This is a genomic window from Bradyrhizobium sp. USDA 4506, assembly GCF_054058795.1.
Genome location: NZ_JBSSBM010000002.1, coordinates 1,432,712 through 1,449,323, shown reverse-complemented (window position 1 = coordinate 1,449,323; position 16,612 = coordinate 1,432,712). Strand labels below are relative to the sequence as shown.

Genomic DNA, 16,612 nt, shown 5'->3' with positions numbered 1-16,612 from the left:
TCTCGACTCCCTTTCCTGAGCGATAATTCCCGCTACACGGCCATGTGCAGCTGGATGAGATCATCGGTGAGCTCACCGATCGCGCCCTTGGCGACGACGCGTCCCTTTTCGAGCAGCGCGAAGCGGTGAGACGCGCGCCGCGCGAACGCGACATTCTGTTCGACCAGCACGACCGTGATGCCGCGCTCGCGATTGAGACTGACGATCACGTCCTCGATCTGCTCGACGATGTTCGGCTGGATGCCCTCGGTCGGCTCGTCCAGCAGGATGACCTTGGGCTTGGCCAGCAGCGCCCGCGCGATCGCAAGCTGCTGCTGCTGGCCGCCGGAGAGATTGCCGCCATAGCGATTGAGAAAGTCCTTGAGTACCGGAAACAGCTCGAGCACCCACTCCTCGATTCCGTTGGCCGATTTCGCCGCGAAGGTTCCGAGCGTCAGGTTCTCCCGCACGGTGAAGCGCGGCAAAATCCCGCGGCCCTGCGGCACGTAGGCAATACCGGCCTTGGCGCGCTGATAGGTCCGCAGCGGCGAGATGTCGGCACCGTCGAGCGATAGCCGTCCGGTGCACCGGTCCATCAGGCCGAGGATGCTGCGCATCAGCGTGGTCTTGCCGACGCCGTTGCGGCCGAGCACCGAGAGGAATTCGCCATTGCCAACCATCAGGTTGATGCCCTGCAGGGCGCGGCTGTTGCCGTAGAAGGCGTCGACGTCGGTCAGCTCAAGCATGGCTGATGCCTCCCGATCCGAGATAGGCGCGGCGCACTTCCGGATGCGCTTCCACTTCCGCCGCGGTGCCCTCGGCCAGCATCTGGCCCATATGCATCACGGAGATGATGTCGCCGATCGCCTTGACGAAGCCCATGTCGTGCTCGACCACGATCAGCGTGTGCTTGCCCTTCAGCCGTGCGAACAGTTCGGCGGTCTTGCGGGTTTCCTGCGCCGTCATGCCCGCGGTGGGCTCGTCCATCAGGATCAGCTCGGCGTCCTGGGCGACCAGCATGCCGATCTCCAGCCACTGGGTCTGACCGTGCGACAGATAGGCGGCCGGCCGGTCGAGCTGCTCGGTGAGCCCGACCAGCTCGGCCAGACGCTCGACATGCTCGCGTCCTGAATTGCCGATGTTCCAGCGCAAATTGCCAAGCACGGAGGTGCGACGCGCCCGCGCCACTTCGAGGTTCTCGGAGACCGACAGCTCGCGGAACACGCTCGGCACCTGGAATTTGCGGCCGACGCCGGCGCGGGCGATTTCGTATTCCTCAAGTTCCTGCAGCGCGGTGCCATCGAAGCTCACCGTGCCGGCGCTCGGCTTGACCTTGCCGCAGATGATGTCCAGCGCGGTGGTCTTGCCCGCGCCGTTCGGCCCGATCAGGCAGCGCAGCTCGCCCTTGCGCACGCTCATGTTGAGTGAATTGAGTGCCTTGAAACCGTTGAAGCTGACCGACACGTCGCGGAGATCGAGATGGGAGCTCATGTGCTGCCCTCCGTCTGGCCGACGCCTTGCGCCACCCCGCCCGCGGCCGCATGGCGGCGCTGCACGATCCAGCGCAGCATGACCTGTGCGAGGCCAGCGAGCCCCTTCGGCAGGAACAGCACCACGAGCACGAACAGCGCGCCCATCACCAGCGTCCAGGTTTCCAGGAACGCCGCTGACTCCGACAGCGCGCCCTGCATACCCGCCACCAGCACCGCGCCGAGGAACGCACCGACCAGGCTCTGCCGGCCGCCGACCGCGCACCACACCACGACCGAAAGAGAGAGCTGCACGCCGAGGAAGGTCGGCGAGGCAAACTCCATCACCACCGTGTAGAGCATGCCGGCAAGGCCCGCGATCGCCGCCGACAGCGCGAACACGAAGATCTGGTAGAGCGCGACGTCGTAGCCGAAGTAGCGCACCCTGCTCTCATGGTCGCGGATCGCCTGCACGATCAGGCCGGCCTTGGTCCTTGTAAAGGCAAAGGCGACAAGCAGGCTGAGCAGGACACAGCTGGCCACGAGATAGTAGGTTGCGCGGCCATAGGCGTCGAACGCGACGCCGAAGATCTCGAGCTGGGCGAGATCGGTGATGCCGTTGAAGCCGCCGGTGTAGCTCTGCTGGTCGATGATCACGAGATTGATCACCACCATGGTGGCGAGCGTGATGATCGAGACATAGACGCCGGTGACGCGGCCCCGGAACATGAACCAGCCGAGCGCCGCCGCAACCAGCGCCGGCACGATCAGGCCCGCGGCGATCGCGAAGGTCAGCGAGCGGAACGGCTCCCAGAACCACGGCAAATGCTGGACATTATTCCAGACCATGAAGTCCGGCAGTCCGCTCGCCCCCGTGTGCACCGGCACGGTCTTGAGCTTGAGCGCCATTGCCATGGCGTAGGAGCCGAGCCCGAAGCTCATCGCTTGGCCGAGATTCAGGATGCCGCCGAATCCCCAGGACAGCCCGAGCGACACCGTGAGGATGCCCAGCACCAGATAACGCGCGACCTTGTTGAGCAGGAAGTCGTTGTTGAGCATCACCGGCAGCGCGAACACCACGGCGCAGACGATCAGCAGAGGCGCAAGCTGCGCGATCAGGCGCTGCAATCCGCTGGAGTTAGGAACATGCGACGGCATAGATGAGCGATCTGTCTCAGGCCCGCACGCGTGCGGTGAAAAGCCCCTCGGGGCGGAAACGGATGAGCACGACGATGGCGAGCAGCACGATCGCCTTGGCCACCGTGTCGTTCTGCAGGAAGGCAATGCCGCCGGAGAGCTCGCCGAGGATGAAGGCGCTCGCCACGGTGCCGGCGAGGCTCTGCACGCCGCCGAGCACCACCACCATGAAGGCATCGACCACATAGCCGGTGCCCATATCGGGCGACACGCTCTTCAGCGGCGACACCAGCGCGCCGGCCAGTCCCGCAAGGCCCGCACCGTAGGCGAAGGTCAGCGCATAGACCCGTTTGGCGTTGATGCCGAACGAGGCAGCGACGGAACGGTCCTGGATGATCGCGCGTAGCTTCATTCCGACCGTGGTGCGGTTCATCAGCAACCAGGTCGCCACGAACAGTGCGATCGACACCACGAACAGGAACACCCGATAGGACGATACCGAGATGCCGAACACGTCCATGCTGTCGGACAGCGCCGGCGGCAGCTGCACGTAGCGCAGTTCGCTGCCGACCATCAGCCGCACCGCCTGCTGCAGCATGATGCCGACGCCCCAGGTCGCAAGGATCGTGTCCAGCGGCCGGTTGTTGAGCAGGCTCAGGACGTAACGCTCAATGACCCAGCCGAACGCGGCGACCACGAAGAAGATCGGCACCAGGCTCGCGAGCAGGCCGAGCCCGAGATAGGTATGGAACACCCAGGCCGCGTAAGCGCCCAGCATCACGAACTCGCCATGGGCGAGATTGATGATGCCCATCGAGCCGTAGATGATCGACAGGCCCAGCGCGACCAGCAGCAGGATCGATCCGATGCTGAGGCCGGTGACGATTTGTTCGATGAATTGGTCCACGTCGGGATCCGCTTTCGATGTTCGCGTTGTGCGCCCTGCCCCTCGCCCCCGTTCGTGCGAGAGGCAGCATTCGTTTCGGGACGCTGGCCGCCGGCGCCGCACGCCGACGGCCTTCGTCAGCCCCCGTCGTCAGCTCTTCTCGACCAAGCCCTTCTCGGTGCATGACTGTCCGGGATAGGCCGCGTAAGGCACCGGCTTCAGCCACTCCTTGGCCTCGACGAGAATCTCGAACTGTCCGTTCGACTTCGCCTGCGCGATCTTGGGCCACAGCCAGGTGTGCAGGTTCTCCGGCTCGATCCGGACCTTGCCCTGCGGTGCAATCACTTCCTGGCCCTTGACCGCGTCGCGGATGTTCGGCGGCGTGAGATCGCTGGTCGCGAGCTTCTCGACCGCCTGCTTGAACAGGTAGGTCTGGAAGTAGCAGGCCTCCGACACGAAATGCGTCACCTTGTCGGCGCCCCAACGCTTCTTGTAAGCCTCGACGAACTTCTCGTTCTCCGGCGACTTGTGCACCATGAAGTAAGGCGCCGAGGTGAAGTGACCGGCGGCCGCCTCGCCGCCCATCGCAGCGACTTCGTTCTCGGAGGTCGTGAGACTCGCCATCGGCATCTTCTCGGGATCGAGGCCGGCCGCCTTGTACTGACGATGCAGCGCGACCACGGAATCGCCGACCACGGTGGAAAAGATCACGTTCGGCTGAGTCGAGCGGATCTTGTTGATGACGGAAGAGAATTCGGAATGGCCGAGCGGCACATATTCTTCCGCCACGACCTCGCCGCCGAGTTTCTCAAGCAGCTTCTTGCAGTAGTTGTTCTCTTCCTTCGGATAGATGTAGTTGGAGCCGATCAGGTAGAACTTCTTGCCGAACTTCTTGACCAGCCAGGGCACGAACTCGTCCTGCTGCTGGTTCGGCACCGCGCCGGTGTAGATGACGTTCTTCGAGCACTCGCGGCCTTCGTAGAGCGTCGGATACCAATAGAGATTGTTCTGCCGCTCGAACACCGGGAGCACCGCCTTGCGGCTTGCCGAGGTGTAGGAACCGAACACACTGACGCATTTGTCGCCGACGACGAGCTTGCGAGCCTTCTCCGAGAAGGTCGCCGGATCGGACGCGGGGTCCTCGACGATCGGCACGATCTTGCTGCCCTTGATGCCGCCTGCGGCGTTGATCTCCTCGATGGCGAGCAGCGTCGCCTTGTTGAGCGATTCCTCGATGATCGCGGTCGTTCCCGTCAGCGAGAACAGCACGCCGACCTTGATCTCGCCGCCGGCGGCGTAAGCGAGGTCGGCGTTCTTGATCCAGATGTGCGGCAGTCCGGCGCCGGCAAACGCGCCCAGCGCCGCGGTATTCCTCAGCAAAGTCCGCCGTGAAATGCTCATCCCTAGCTCCCTTCAGGACTGAAAAAACAAAAAGCCCTCCCGATGCGCGCTTACGCGAGCATTGGGAGGGCTTTGTTGCCGGTTGTGTCGAAGGCGGCGCTGTCGCCGCCGGCCCCGCTATTGGGGCTTACTGTTGATGATCGTAGCCAAGCAGTTCGAACGAGTCAACAATCGCCGCGGCGACTGCACTTGCCGACACGCGACGATCCATCGCCTGTCGTCTGATGAAGCCATAGGCTTCGGTTTCCGGCATCTGCCGCGTCGCCATCAGGATCGCCTTGGCGCGCTCCACCGTGCGCATCGAGCGCAGATTGTCATCGAGCTTCTCGATCTTGCTGCGAAGCCGCCGTTCATAACCAAATTGACTGCGCGCCAGCACGAGACTGGACAGCACGGCATTCTGCGTGAACGGCCGCGGCAGCACGGCGTTCGGCGTCGCATGACACAGCGCATCGGCGTGAACGGTTTCCGTCGCCGGCAGGATCACAACCAGCGCCGAGCGCGCGTCGCCGGGAATCCATGGCAGGCGCCGCGCCAGGTCAGGGGAATATTCGCAGTACACCACGTCGGCATCGGCGGGCACGCTCTCCGGCATCGGCCAGACCTGCCGCACCCGCATCCGGAACCGCTGTAACTCGCGCAGCAACATGCCGACCTGATCGTCGACCGGCGCGACCACCACCGCCGACAGATCGGCAAGTTCCTGAACCATGGTCTTGCGTCCGCCGACGTCTCGGCTCAGCGACGGCTTACGCGACATTTCGTTCATTGGACGCTTCCTGTTTGCGTTGCACGACCATATCCGATCAGGAACGGATCCGCATGCACCGGCTCCTTCGACTGGCTGACGACATCGAACTGCCCCTGGCGGTTGGCGCGCCCGATGCGGGTCCAGAGGTCGGTATGACCCGACATCGGGTTGACGGTGACGGCACCTTGCGGTGCATCAAAGCTGGTGCCGAACACCATCGAGCGGAGAACTTCGGTGTCGAGTGAATTGACCTGCTCGAGCGCCTTCGCGAACAGATGCAGCTGGAAATAGGATGCTTCGGCGCACATGTTGGTTGAGATATCGGCGCCGAACCGCTTCTTGAAGCGCTGCACAAACGCATTATTAGCGCTGCCCTCGACGCCCTGGAAATACGATGCGGCCGTGACGTGTCCCTCGCCGACGTCGAAGCCCATGGCGGCAATTTCCGCTTCCGTCGTGGTCAGGCTGGCGATCGGCACCTGCTTTGGATCGAGCCCGACATTCGCATAGGCCTGATAAAGGAACACCGTGCCCTCGCCAACGACGGTCGAGAAGATCACGTCGGGCCTGACACGCTTGATATCCTGGATGATCGGCACAAAATCCTGCCAGCGCGCGTAAACATTGACATAGCGCTCGCCGACCACCGAGCCGCCGTTGCTCTTGAGCAGCTCCCGCATCACCCGGTTGGACTCGCGCGGATAGATGTAGTCGGACCCCACGAAATAGAACCGCGTTCCGAACGTATCCATCAAATAGCGGCACAGCGCGAGGCTGTTCTGGTTCGGCGAGGCGCCGGTGTAGATGACGTTGGGCGACGCCTCGAACCCTTCGTAAAGCGTCGGATACCAGAGCAGACCGTTCAGCCGTTCGACTACCGGCAGCACCGCCTTGCGGCTCGACGAGGTGTAGCAGCCGAAGATCGTGCTGACCTGATCCTCGATCATCAGCCGCTTGGCGTAATGACCATAGGCGGCCGAGTCCGATCCGGGGTCATAGGCAACGGGAACCAGCTCGCGGCCGCAGACGCCGCCCGCTTCATTCACCTCTTCGATCGCGAGTTGCGTGCCCTGATACTGGGTCTCCTCGATGACCGACATGAAGCCGGTTCGCGAGAACAGCACTCCGATCCGCCACGGAGCGGATGTCGTTTGGGTAAGGTTCGACATGATCAGGCCCTCGACAGAATTGGAGGGACGAGAGGGATTATTGTTCTTGTTGCTCTCGAACAGCATTGCCGGCTGCGAAAGATTGCATGCCATCTGCCGCGAGACAAGGACCCTGGCCGCTCATCCTGTCAGCGAAGCTGACGCGAAAGCAGGCAGACTAATGTGTCACCCGCGACGGGTCACAGGCGCAGCGCTCCACGGACCACCTATCTCCGGTAGCTGCACCGCCGATTTCCCGTATCAAGGCATGTCCGGCCGGTCACCTCGCGTACATCAACCGGAAGGTTGAGAGCTGCAACGAGATTGCTCGTTAACCTGCGCCCCGGTCGGGAGATGCCGCAACTCCCGATCGAGGAGGTCCCATCAGCGCAGGCTGGGCAGATCGAGCCCATTGGCGCGCGCGCATTCGATCGCCGTGTCATAGCCGGCGTCGGCGTGGCGCATGACGCCCGTCGCCGGGTCGTTCCACAGCACACGCTCCAGTCGGCGCGCCGCCTCCGGCGTGCCGTCAGCGACGATCACCATGCCGGCGTGCTGCGAATAGCCGATGCCGACGCCGCCACCGTGATGCAGCGACACCCAGGTGGCACCGCTCGCGCAGTTGAGCAAAGCGTTGAGCAGCGGCCAGTCGGACACCGCGTCGGAGCCGTCGCGCATCGCCTCGGTCTCGCGGTTCGGGCTCGCCACCGAGCCGCTGTCGAGATGATCGCGGCCGATCACAATCGGCGCCTTGAGCTCGCTGCGCGCCACCATCTCGTTGAAGGCAAGGCCAAGCCGATGGCGGTCGCCAAGCCCGACCCAGCAAATTCGCGCCGGCAGTCCCTGAAACTTGATGCGCGCCTTGGCCATGTCGAGCCAGTTGTGCAGGTGGCTGTCGTTGGGCATCAGCTCCTTAACCTTGGCATCGGTCTTGAAGATGTCCTCGGGATCGCCCGACAGCGCCGCCCAGCGGAACGGTCCGACGCCGCGGCAGAACAGCGGACGGATATAGGCCGGAACGAATCCCGGGAAATCGAACGCCTGCTTCAGGCCCATGTCCTTGGCCATCTGGCGGATGTTGTTGCCGTAATCGAGCGTCGGGATTCCCTGCGCGTGAAAATCCAGCATGGCCTGGACGTGATCGACCATCGAGGTCTTGGCCGCTGTCTCAACGGCCTTCGGATCGGCCGCGCGTTTGGCTTCCCAATCTGCGAGCGTCCATCCCTTGGGCAAATAGCCGTTGATCGGATCATGCGCGCTGGTCTGGTCGGTAACGATGTCCGGGCGCACGCCGCGGCGCACCAGTTCGGGAAAGATCTCGGCCGCATTGCCGAGCAAGCCGACCGACACCGGCTTCTGGCTCTTGACCGCCTCAGCAATGATCGCGAGCGCGTCATCGAGCGTCGCCGCCTGGCGGTCGAGGTAGCCCGTCCGCAGCCGCATCTCGATGCGGCTCGGCTGGCATTCGACCGCGAGCATCGAGGCGCCGGCCATCGTCGCGGCCAGCGGCTGGGCACCGCCCATGCCGCCGAGGCCCGCCGTCAGGATCCATTTGCCGGCGAGACTGCCGCCATAGTGCCGGCGGCCGACCTCGACGAACGTCTCGTAGGTCCCCTGCACGATGCCCTGGCTGCCGATATAGATCCAGGAGCCTGCCGTCATCTGGCCGAACATCATCAGGCCCTGGCGGTCGAGCTCGTTGAAATGATCGAGCGTTGCCCAATGCGGCACCAGGTTGGAATTCGCGATCAGCACGCGCGGCGCGTCGGCATGGGTCCGGAAAATGCCGACCGGCTTGCCGGACTGCACCAGCAGGGTCTGGTCGCCTTCGAGCTTGCGCAAGGACGCGGCAATCCGATCAAAGCTCTCCCAGTCGCGCGCCGCACGGCCGATGCCGCCATAGACCACGAGCTCGCTCGGGCGCTCGGCGACATCAGGGTCCAGATTGTTCATCAGCATGCGCAGCGGTGCTTCCGTCAGCCAGCTCTTGGCGCTGATGTCGGTGCCGCGGGGAGCACGGATGATGCGTTCGTTATCCAGTCGGCGGTTCATGACGGATGTTCCTGCTAAGCAAGTCTTCTAAGTCAGTCTTGGAAATGGATCGGTCGGAAGCACCGCGATCGCAGCGGCGGGCAGCGCGTCGGCTTCGATCAGAGCGGCCGCCCTGGCGAGATCGTCAGCCATGTAGCGGTCGGCGGCGAGCGCCGGAACCTGCTCTCGGAGCGCGGCAATGACCGCAGCGAGCGGCGCGCTCGTTGAATGCGGCGCGCGCAGCGTGATGCCCTGCGCGGCGACCAGCAGCTCGATGCCGAGGATGGCGGCGAGATTGTCGGCCATATCGGACAGCCGGCGCGCGGCATGTGCGGCCATCGAGACGTGATCCTCCTGATTGGCGCTGGTCGGCGTCGAATCGATCGAGCATGGCATCGCGCGCTGCTTGTTCTCGGCATAGAGCGCCGCCGCCGTCACCTCGGCGATCATGAATCCGGAGTTGATGCCGGGCTCGGGCGTCAGGAACGGCGGCAGGCCGAAGTTCAAGGCGGGATCGACGAGGGTCGCGATCCGGCGCTCGCTGGTCGCCCCGATCTCCGAAAGCGCCAGCGCGATCTGGTCGGCGGCGAACGCCACCGGCTCGGCGTGGAAATTGCCGCCTGACACGATCTCGCCGGTCTCGACCAGGACGAGTGGATTGTCGGTGACGGCATTGGCCTCAACGGTCAGCCCGCGGGCGGCCTGCGCAAGCAGGTCGAGCACGGCGCCCGCAACCTGCGGCTGGCAGCGCAGGCAATAGGGATCCTGCACGCGCTCGTCGCCCTCGAGATGCGATTGCCTGATATCGCTGCCGTCAAGCAGCGCGGTCAGGGCGGCGGCCGCAGCGATCTGCCCGTCATGGCCACGCAAAGATTGAATCTCGGGACGAAACGGCACCGTCGACGCCATCGCCGCATCGACCGACAGCGCGCCGGTCACCAGCGCGGCGCACGCCAGGCGATGCGCACGCAGCAGGCCGGAGATGGCGTAGGCGGAGGAAAACTGCGTGCCGTTGATCAGCGCGAGCCCCTCCTTGGGACCGAGCGTCAGCGGCGCGAGGCCGGCGGCGGCAAGCGCTTCGCGGCCCGGCACGGCTTTGCCATCAAGAATTGCCTGTCCCTCCCCGATCATGACCGCGGTCATATGAGCGAGCGGCGCCAGATCGCCGGAGGCACCGACCGAGCCCTGCTGCGGCACCAACGGATAAACGCCGCGCGCCAGCATACCATGCAACTGCTCGATCACTTCGCGGCGCACGCCAGATGCACCGCGACCGAGCGAAATCACTTTCAACGCCATCATCAAACGCACGATCGGCTCGGGCGTGTTCGGACCGACTCCGCAGCAATGCGACAAGATGAGGTTGCGCTGAAGCAGCGCAGTCTGGTCGGGCGCGATGCGCGTCGATGCCAGCTTCCCGAAACCGGTATTGATGCCGTAGACGGGAACGTCGATATGCGCCGCCTTCGCCACGATTTGCGCGGCCGCCTCGACGCGCGGCCAGCACGATAGATCGAGCATGATGGGCGCGCCCGCGAGCACGCGCACCAGGACGTCGAGGCCGACGGTTCCGGGCGTCACGACGACAGGCGCATCCCGATCGCTCATTGCCCCCTCCACACCCGGCTGTGCAGCGGGTTGAAGCCGATGCGGTAGACCAGTTCGGCCGGACGCTCGATGTCCCAGATCGCCAGATCGCACCACTTGCCGGCCTCTAACGTACCGGTCTCGGCGAGCATGCCGAGCGCGCGCGCCCCTTCCCGCGTCACCCCTGTGAGGCATTCGGCGACCGTCATCCGGAACAGCGTTGCGCCCATGTTCATCGCCAGCAGGAGCGAGGTGAGCGGCGAGCTGCCGGGATTGCAATCGGTCGCCAGCGCCATGCTCACACCGTGGCTACGGAACAGCTCGACCGGCGGCTTGTGCGTTTCACGAATGAAATAGAACGCGCCGGGCAGCAGGACCGCGACGGTGCCGGCCTTCGCCATCGCCACCGCGCCGGCTTCGTCGGTGTGCTCGAGATGATCGGCCGAGAGCGCCGAGAATTTCGCGGCCAGCGCCGCGCCGCCGAGATTGGACAGCTGATCCGCATGCAGCTTGACCGGCAGTCCGAGCGCACGCGCCGCCTCGAACACCCGTGCCGTCTGCTCTCCGGAAAACGCGATCCCCTCCATGAAGCCGTCGACGGCATCGGCGAGGCCGGCCTTGGCCACGGCCGGCAGCATCTCGTTGCAGACCAGATCGATGTAACCGTCCTTGTCGCCGTTGGCCTCCAACGGCAGCGCATGCGCTCCGAGGAACGACGTGCGGATCGCAACTTGCCGCAGGCGGGCAAGGCTGCGTGCCGCCGCAAGCTGCCGCATCTCGGTCTCGGTATTGAGGCCATAGCCGGACTTGATCTCGACCGTGGTTGCGCCCTCGCCGATCAGCGCGTCGAGCCGCGGCAGCGCGCCGGCGACGAGCTCCACCTCGGTCGCCTTGCGCGTCGCCGCAACGGTCGAGACGATGCCGCCGCCGGCGCGCGCGATCTCCTCATAGCTCGCGCCCTTCAGGCGCAGCTCGAACTCGTGCGCGCGGTTGCCGCCGAAGACGAGATGGGTGTGGCAATCGACCAGCCCGGGCGTGATCCAGCGGCCGGCACAATCGATCCGTTCAACGGCGTCCGCATCCACAGGAAAGTCCGACGGCACGCCGGCATAGACGATGCGGCCGTCGCGCGCCGCGATCAGGCCTCGCTCGATCTCGCCGAGATCAGTGCGGTCGCTGCGCATCGTGGCGAGCCGGGCGTTGTGCCAGATACGGTCGAAGCGCTCTGCCATGCGATCGTCCCCTCGAGGTGGGATGCTTGACTTATATGTCTAGACATATAATCGTGTCCGGGTTCTGTCCAGCCGGCGTGGAAAAATGACACGACTGCATTTCGCATTCGCGCTGCTGCCTTCGGGCTGGGCCAATGACGTGCAGGTCGTCGTTGTCGATGGCGCGATCGCCTCGGTGACGGCGGGCGTTGCGCCCAGCGCCGGCGACGAACGTCACCAAATGGCGGTTCCGGGATTGGCGAGCCTGCACAGTCACGCGTTTCAGCGCGGCATGGCCGGCCTTGCCGAACTGCGCGGCGACACGACCGATACGTTCTGGACCTGGCGTGAGACGATGTATCGGTTCGCGCTGACCATGACGCCGGACGACGTCACAGCCGTCGCCACCCTGCTCTATGTCGAGATGCTCGAGCGGGGCTTTACCCGTATCGGCGAGTTTCACTATCTGCATCATGATCGGGACGGCGCGCCCTACGCCAATCTCGCCGAGATGGCCGTACGCATCGCAGAGGCCGCCGACGCCTCCGGCATCGGGCTCACGCTGCTGCCGAGTTTCTATGCTCACAGCACGTTCGGCGGCGCCGCACCGCATGCCGGGCAACGTCGCTTCATCTGCTCGGTCGATCAGTTCGCCGCGCTGATGGCCGCCTCGCGCGAGGCAATCCGAAAACTTCCCGGTGCCAACATCGGCATCGCTCCGCATAGCCTGCGCGCCGTGGCGCCGGATGAGCTGGCGGCGATCATCCCGCTTGCCGGGGCGGACCCGATCCACATCCACGCCGCCGAACAGGTGCGCGAGGTGGAGGATTGCCTTGCCTGGTCAGGACAGCGGCCGGTGCAATGGCTGCTCGAACATGCGCCCGTCGATCGACGCTGGTGCCTCATTCACGCGACCCACATGACGGAGCAGGAAGTCAATGCACTCGCCGGCAGCGGCGCGGTTGCCGGCCTTTGCCCCGTCACCGAAGCAAGTCTCGGCGACGGCATCTTCTCGGCGCGCGAATTCCTCGCCGCGGGCGGCCGGTTCGGCATCGGAACCGATTCCAATGTGCTGGTCGGCGTCGCCGACGAGCTGCGCCAGCTCGAATACGGTCAGCGGCTGAAACACCGCGAGCGCAATGTGCTCTCGGGGCGTCCCGGCACATCCACCGGCCGCGCCCTGTTCGACCAGACGCTCGCTGGCGGCGCGCAGGCTCTGGCACAGACCAAGGCCGGGCTTGCGCCCGGCGCGCGCGCCGACATCGTCAGCCTCGACACCGCGCATCCGTCCCTCGCGGGACGGTCGGGCGATGCGGTTCTCGACGGCTGGCTGTTTGCAACCGGCAGCGACGCGATCGACTGCGTCTGGGCCGGCGGCGACAAGGTGGTCGCGGGCGGACGGCACCGGCTGCGCGACAAGGCGCGCGAGCGGTTCAATGCGAGCGTGCGGAGGCTCGTCGCATGAGTCTCGCCTCCGACCAGGCCAAGCCCGGCGCGGCGAACAAGCCGACACTCTACAAGCGCATCCGGCTCGACATCGAGACGCGGATCCTGACCGGCGAATGGCCGCCCGGGCATCGCATCCCCTTCGAACACCAGCTGATGGCGCGCTATCGCTGCTCGCGCATGACGGTGAACAAGGCGTTGTCGGAACTGGCGCAGGCCGACCTGATCGAGCGGCGGCGGCGTGCCGGCTCATTCGTGCGCCGTCCGCAGCATCTGTCGGCGGTGCTCAAGATCGCCGACATCCGCGCCGAGATCACCGCGCTCGGCCGCAGCTACGGCTATCAGCTGATCGAATGCCGGCGGCGTACCGCGACATCGGCCGATCGCGCCCGGCTCGGCGTCAGCACGGCCGGCAAGGTAGTCGCGATCGCCTGCCGGCACAGCGCCGACAATGTGCCGTTCGCCGTCGAGGACAGACTGATCGATCTCTCCACGGTCCCGGAAGCTGCAACCGCGGACTTCGCCCGCGAACCGCCGGGATCATGGCTGCTGCACCACGTGCCGTGGACCGAAGCCGAGCATACGATCAGCGCCGTCGTCGCCGACGACCGCACGGCAAAGGCGCTCGACATCGCGGTCGGCGCGCCCTGCCTCGTGATCGACCGCTACACCTGGCGCAGCGCACGCACGGTGACGGCGGTGCGGCTGCATTATCCGGGCGAGACGCATCGCCTGGTGGCTCGCTTCAAGGGAGGCTGAGGACGCCTTGCGCGGCATATTTCATGCAATGCATCATGGGCCATCGTCCGCCGACATGCTTCATGCGGCAATCCGCCGCGACTGACGTGAAGACATCAACTGGGTTCAATCCATCGTTCAAGGGGTCGACAATCATGCGTTCCTTCAAGCTATTGCCCGCAATCGCAGTGTTGCTCGCGTCCACGGGCGCGTTCGCGGATGACGTCAAGGTCGGCGTCGGCATCTCCGGATGGACCGGCTTCGCGCCGCTGACGCTCGCCAAGGAGGCCGGCATCTTCAAGAAGAACGGCCTCGACGTGACCCTGAAGAAGATTCCGCAGAAGGACCGCCATCTCGCGATCGCCTCGGGCGACATCCAGTGCGCGGCCACCACGGTCGAGACCTGGATCTCCTGGAACGCCAATGGCGTCGCGACCAAGCAGATCTTCCAGCTCGACAAGAGCTATGGCGCCGACGGCATGGCCGTGCGCAACGACGTCGCCGCGATCAAGGACCTCAAGGGCAAGACCGTCGCGGCATCGGCGCCGGGTACCTCGCCCTATTTCGCGCTGGCCTGGATGCTGAAGAAGAACGGCCTCACGGTGAAAGACGTCACCGTGGTGAATCTGGAGCCCGCCGCCGCGGCGCAGGCCTTCGTTTCCGGCCAGAACGATGCCGCGATGACCTACGAGCCTTATCTGTCGACGGTGCGTGCCGCTCCCGACAAGGGCAAGATCATCGCAACCACGCTCGACTACCCGATCGTGATGGATACCTTCGGCTGCACGCCGAAATTCCTGACCGACAATCCGAAAGCTGCGCAGGCGCTGGCCAACAGCTATTTCGAGGCGCTCGACATGATCGCCAAGGACCAGGCCAAGTCCTACGAGATCATGGGCGCTGACGTGAAGCAGACCGGCGAGCAGTTCGGCAACTCGGCAAAGTACCTGCGCTGGCAGGACAAGGCCGCCAACCAGAAATTCTTCGCCGGCGACTTCCTCACCTTCAACAAGGACGCCGCTGAGTTGCTGCTCGAGGTCGGCATCATCAAGGCCGCGCCGAAGGTCGAGGACATCTACGACGCCAGCTTCATCAAGTAACGCAGCAACCCTTTCCACCGGTCCCGCATCGCGACACAGCGGGCGGGACCGGCGCATAAGCTACGCCCGGATCATCTGATGCGTCCTCTCGAGCCCACGACATCGAAGCAGCGCGTGGCCTATGGCCTCGCCTTCTTCGTGCTGTTCGTCGCCCTCTGGTCCTGGGCAACGTTCGGCGGCCACGTGTCGAAGACCTTCCTCGCCAACCCGCTCACCATGGTGCAGGAAGGCTATGAGCTGCTCGCCAAGCAGGGCTTTCTGTTCGACATCGGGATGACGATCTGGCGCGTGATCGGCGGGTTTGTGCTTGCTGCCGTCATCGCGGTGCCGCTCGGCGTTTTGATGGGAGCCTACAAGCCAATCGAGGCCTTTCTCGAGCCGTTTGTGTCCTTTGCGCGCTATCTGCCGGCATCCGCCTTCATCCCGCTGCTGATCCTGTGGGCGGGCATCGGTGAGTTGCAGAAGCTGCTTGTGATCTTCATCGGCGCGGTGTTTCAGATCATCCTGATGGTGGCCGTCACCGTCGGTGCCACAAGGCGCGACCTGGTGGAGGCCGCCTATACGCTCGGCGCCCGCGACCGCGGCATCATCCGCCGCGTGCTGCTGCCCTCCGCTGCGCCCGGGATCGCTGAAATCCTCCGGCTGGTGCTGGGCTGGGCCTGGACCTACGTCATCGTAGCCGAGCTGATCGGCTCGTCATCCGGCATCGGGCACATGATCACCGACAGCCAGGCGCTGCTCAACACCGGCCAGATCATCTTCGGCATCATCGTGATCGGGCTGATCGGCCTGATCTCCGATTTCCTGTTCAAGGCCTTCAACGCCTGGCTGTTCCCCTGGAAGCTCGCATGACCGCGCTCAGGATCGATCAGGTCTCGCGAACCTTCCCCGCTCGTGCCGGCAACGCGCCGACGAGAGCGCTTGAGCCGACCACGCTCGACGTCGGCGACAACGACTTCGTCACCATCCTCGGCCCCTCCGGATGCGGGAAATCCACCCTGCTCCGGATCATCGCCGGGCTCGACCGGCCGACCAGCGGACGGGTCACGCTCGACGGGCGCGAGGTCACCGGCCCCGGCGCCGACCGTGGCATGGTGTTCCAGTCCTACACTCTGTTCCCCTGGCTGACGGTGCGCGAGAATATCGCCTTCGGCCTGCGCGAGCGCGGCGTGTCGCAAGCGGAGCGCCATGACATCGCCGATGCGTTCATTCGTCGGGTCGGGCTATCGGGCTTCGAAAATCACTGGCCCAAGCAGCTGTCAGGCGGCATGCAGCAGCGCACCGCGATCGCCCGGGCACTGGCCAACGATCCGAAGATCCTGCTGCTCGACGAGCCGTTCGGCGCGCTCGACAACCAGACGCGGGCACTGATGCAGGAGATGCTGCTCGGCATCTGGGAGCGCGACCAGAAGACGGTGCTGTTCGTCACCCACGACATCGAGGAAGCGATCTTCCTCGGCAGCCGCGTCATCGTCATGAGCGCGCGTCCGGGCCGCATCAAGGCCGAGATCGCAGTCGACCTGCCGCATCCCCGGTCCTACAAGATCAAGACCACGCCTGAATTCGTCGCCCTGAAGGAACGGCTGGTCGAGGAGATCCGCACCGAAGCCCTGAAGGTCGCCGAACAGGCCTGATGATCAGCCACGCTTCTAGAGCCCTTCCCGTTCCGGGTGAATCGGGACGGGCTCCAGACTCTTGTTTTGACGCGTTTTCTTAACGCGAACCGGT

General features: G+C 64.9%; 15 protein-coding genes. 5 read left to right on the top strand and 10 right to left on the bottom strand.

Annotated features, from left to right (window positions below):
- Positions 1-32: 32 nt before the first annotated feature.
- The 10 genes from urtE to hutI form a co-directional block, all read right to left on the bottom strand.
- Positions 33-725, bottom strand: a complete 693-nt coding sequence (urtE, locus tag ACVIHF_RS08965; protein ID WP_050386944.1) for an urea ABC transporter ATP-binding subunit UrtE — start codon at positions 723-725, stop codon at positions 33-35.
- Entirely contained in the window at positions 718-1,470 is a 753-nt protein-coding gene (gene urtD, locus ACVIHF_RS08960) for an urea ABC transporter ATP-binding protein UrtD (RefSeq protein ID WP_456791908.1), read from the bottom strand. Before urtD ends, urtE begins: the two co-directional genes overlap by 8 nt.
- Positions 1,467-2,606, bottom strand: coding sequence for an urea ABC transporter permease subunit UrtC (gene urtC, locus ACVIHF_RS08955; RefSeq protein ID WP_253609384.1), 1,140 nt, complete (start codon positions 2,604-2,606; stop codon positions 1,467-1,469). Before urtC ends, urtD begins: the two co-directional genes overlap by 4 nt.
- A gap of 16 nt (positions 2,607-2,622) precedes the next feature.
- Entirely contained in the window at positions 2,623-3,492 is an 870-nt protein-coding gene (urtB, locus tag ACVIHF_RS08950) for an urea ABC transporter permease subunit UrtB (RefSeq protein ID WP_057015920.1), read from the bottom strand.
- A 129-nt stretch (positions 3,493-3,621) separates the two neighbouring features.
- A complete protein-coding gene (locus tag ACVIHF_RS08945; protein WP_057015919.1) occupies positions 3,622-4,872 on the bottom strand; it encodes a transporter substrate-binding domain-containing protein in 1,251 nt (416 codons plus the stop codon).
- Between the two features lie 127 nt (positions 4,873-4,999).
- Positions 5,000-5,641, bottom strand: a complete 642-nt coding sequence (locus ACVIHF_RS08940; RefSeq protein ID WP_016845707.1) for an ANTAR domain-containing response regulator — start codon at positions 5,639-5,641, stop codon at positions 5,000-5,002.
- Entirely contained in the window at positions 5,638-6,792 is a 1,155-nt protein-coding gene (locus ACVIHF_RS08935) for a transporter substrate-binding domain-containing protein (RefSeq protein WP_028331424.1), read from the bottom strand. Before ACVIHF_RS08935 ends, ACVIHF_RS08940 begins: the two co-directional genes overlap by 4 nt.
- 363 nt (positions 6,793-7,155) lie before the next feature.
- A complete protein-coding gene (gene hutU / locus ACVIHF_RS08930) occupies positions 7,156-8,823 on the bottom strand; it encodes a urocanate hydratase (RefSeq protein ID WP_253609387.1) in 1,668 nt (555 codons plus the stop codon).
- Between the two features lie 27 nt (positions 8,824-8,850).
- Positions 8,851-10,410: a histidine ammonia-lyase gene (hutH, locus tag ACVIHF_RS08925; RefSeq protein WP_456781003.1), complete on the bottom strand. Its 1,560-nt coding sequence runs from the start codon at positions 10,408-10,410 to the stop codon at positions 8,851-8,853.
- The gene (hutI, locus tag ACVIHF_RS08920; RefSeq protein ID WP_456791907.1) at positions 10,407-11,621 is read right to left on the bottom strand and encodes an imidazolonepropionase; all 1,215 of its coding nucleotides are present in this window, start codon (positions 11,619-11,621) and stop codon (positions 10,407-10,409) included. Before hutI ends, hutH begins: the two co-directional genes overlap by 4 nt.
- A gap of 85 nt (positions 11,622-11,706) precedes the next feature.
- On the opposite strand from hutI, the gene ACVIHF_RS08915 reads away from it, so the two are divergent.
- The 5 genes from ACVIHF_RS08915 (at position 11,707) to ACVIHF_RS08895 (ending at position 16,518) form a co-directional block, all read left to right on the top strand.
- Entirely contained in the window at positions 11,707-13,065 is a 1,359-nt protein-coding gene (locus tag ACVIHF_RS08915) for a formimidoylglutamate deiminase (protein WP_253609391.1), read from the top strand.
- Positions 13,062-13,805, top strand: coding sequence for a histidine utilization repressor (gene hutC, locus ACVIHF_RS08910; protein WP_283062382.1), 744 nt, complete (start codon positions 13,062-13,064; stop codon positions 13,803-13,805). The genes ACVIHF_RS08915 and hutC overlap by 4 nt, the downstream gene beginning before the upstream one ends.
- Positions 13,806-13,939: 134 nt before the next feature.
- Positions 13,940-14,884: an ABC transporter substrate-binding protein gene (locus ACVIHF_RS08905; protein ID WP_438079709.1), complete on the top strand. Its 945-nt coding sequence runs from the start codon at positions 13,940-13,942 to the stop codon at positions 14,882-14,884.
- Positions 14,885-14,962: 78 nt separating this feature from the next.
- Entirely contained in the window at positions 14,963-15,736 is a 774-nt protein-coding gene (locus ACVIHF_RS08900; RefSeq protein WP_456791906.1) for an ABC transporter permease, read from the top strand.
- A complete protein-coding gene (locus ACVIHF_RS08895; RefSeq protein ID WP_456791905.1) occupies positions 15,733-16,518 on the top strand; it encodes an ABC transporter ATP-binding protein in 786 nt (261 codons plus the stop codon). Before ACVIHF_RS08900 ends, ACVIHF_RS08895 begins: the two co-directional genes overlap by 4 nt.
- The last annotated feature ends 94 nt before the right edge of the window (positions 16,519-16,612 follow it).

What these genes read in the sequence shown, in the direction of transcription:
- urtE (WP_050386944.1), bottom strand. Translation starts at nt 725, where the DNA reads ATGCTTGAGCTGACCGACGTCGACGCCTTCTACGGCAACAGCCGCGCC.
- ACVIHF_RS08905 (WP_438079709.1), top strand. Translation starts at nt 13,940, where the DNA reads ATGCGTTCCTTCAAGCTATTGCCCGCAATCGCAGTGTTGCTCGCGTCC.
- ACVIHF_RS08900 (WP_456791906.1), top strand. Translation starts at nt 14,963, where the DNA reads ATGCGTCCTCTCGAGCCCACGACATCGAAGCAGCGCGTGGCCTATGGC.
- urtC (WP_253609384.1), bottom strand. Translation starts at nt 2,606, where the DNA reads ATGCCGTCGCATGTTCCTAACTCCAGCGGATTGCAGCGCCTGATCGCG.
- urtD (WP_456791908.1), bottom strand. Translation starts at nt 1,470, where the DNA reads ATGAGCTCCCATCTCGATCTCCGCGACGTGTCGGTCAGCTTCAACGGT.
- ACVIHF_RS08935 (WP_028331424.1), bottom strand. Translation starts at nt 6,792, where the DNA reads ATGTCGAACCTTACCCAAACGACATCCGCTCCGTGGCGGATCGGAGTG.
- ACVIHF_RS08945 (WP_057015919.1), bottom strand. Translation starts at nt 4,872, where the DNA reads ATGAGCATTTCACGGCGGACTTTGCTGAGGAATACCGCGGCGCTGGGC.
- hutH (WP_456781003.1), bottom strand. Translation starts at nt 10,410, where the DNA reads ATGAGCGATCGGGATGCGCCTGTCGTCGTGACGCCCGGAACCGTCGGC.
- ACVIHF_RS08915 (WP_253609391.1), top strand. Translation starts at nt 11,707, where the DNA reads ATGACACGACTGCATTTCGCATTCGCGCTGCTGCCTTCGGGCTGGGCC.
- hutI (WP_456791907.1), bottom strand. Translation starts at nt 11,621, where the DNA reads ATGGCAGAGCGCTTCGACCGTATCTGGCACAACGCCCGGCTCGCCACG.
- ACVIHF_RS08895 (WP_456791905.1), top strand. Translation starts at nt 15,733, where the DNA reads ATGACCGCGCTCAGGATCGATCAGGTCTCGCGAACCTTCCCCGCTCGT.
- hutU (WP_253609387.1), bottom strand. Translation starts at nt 8,823, where the DNA reads ATGAACCGCCGACTGGATAACGAACGCATCATCCGTGCTCCCCGCGGC.
- ACVIHF_RS08940 (WP_016845707.1), bottom strand. Translation starts at nt 5,641, where the DNA reads ATGAACGAAATGTCGCGTAAGCCGTCGCTGAGCCGAGACGTCGGCGGA.
- hutC (WP_283062382.1), top strand. Translation starts at nt 13,062, where the DNA reads ATGAGTCTCGCCTCCGACCAGGCCAAGCCCGGCGCGGCGAACAAGCCG.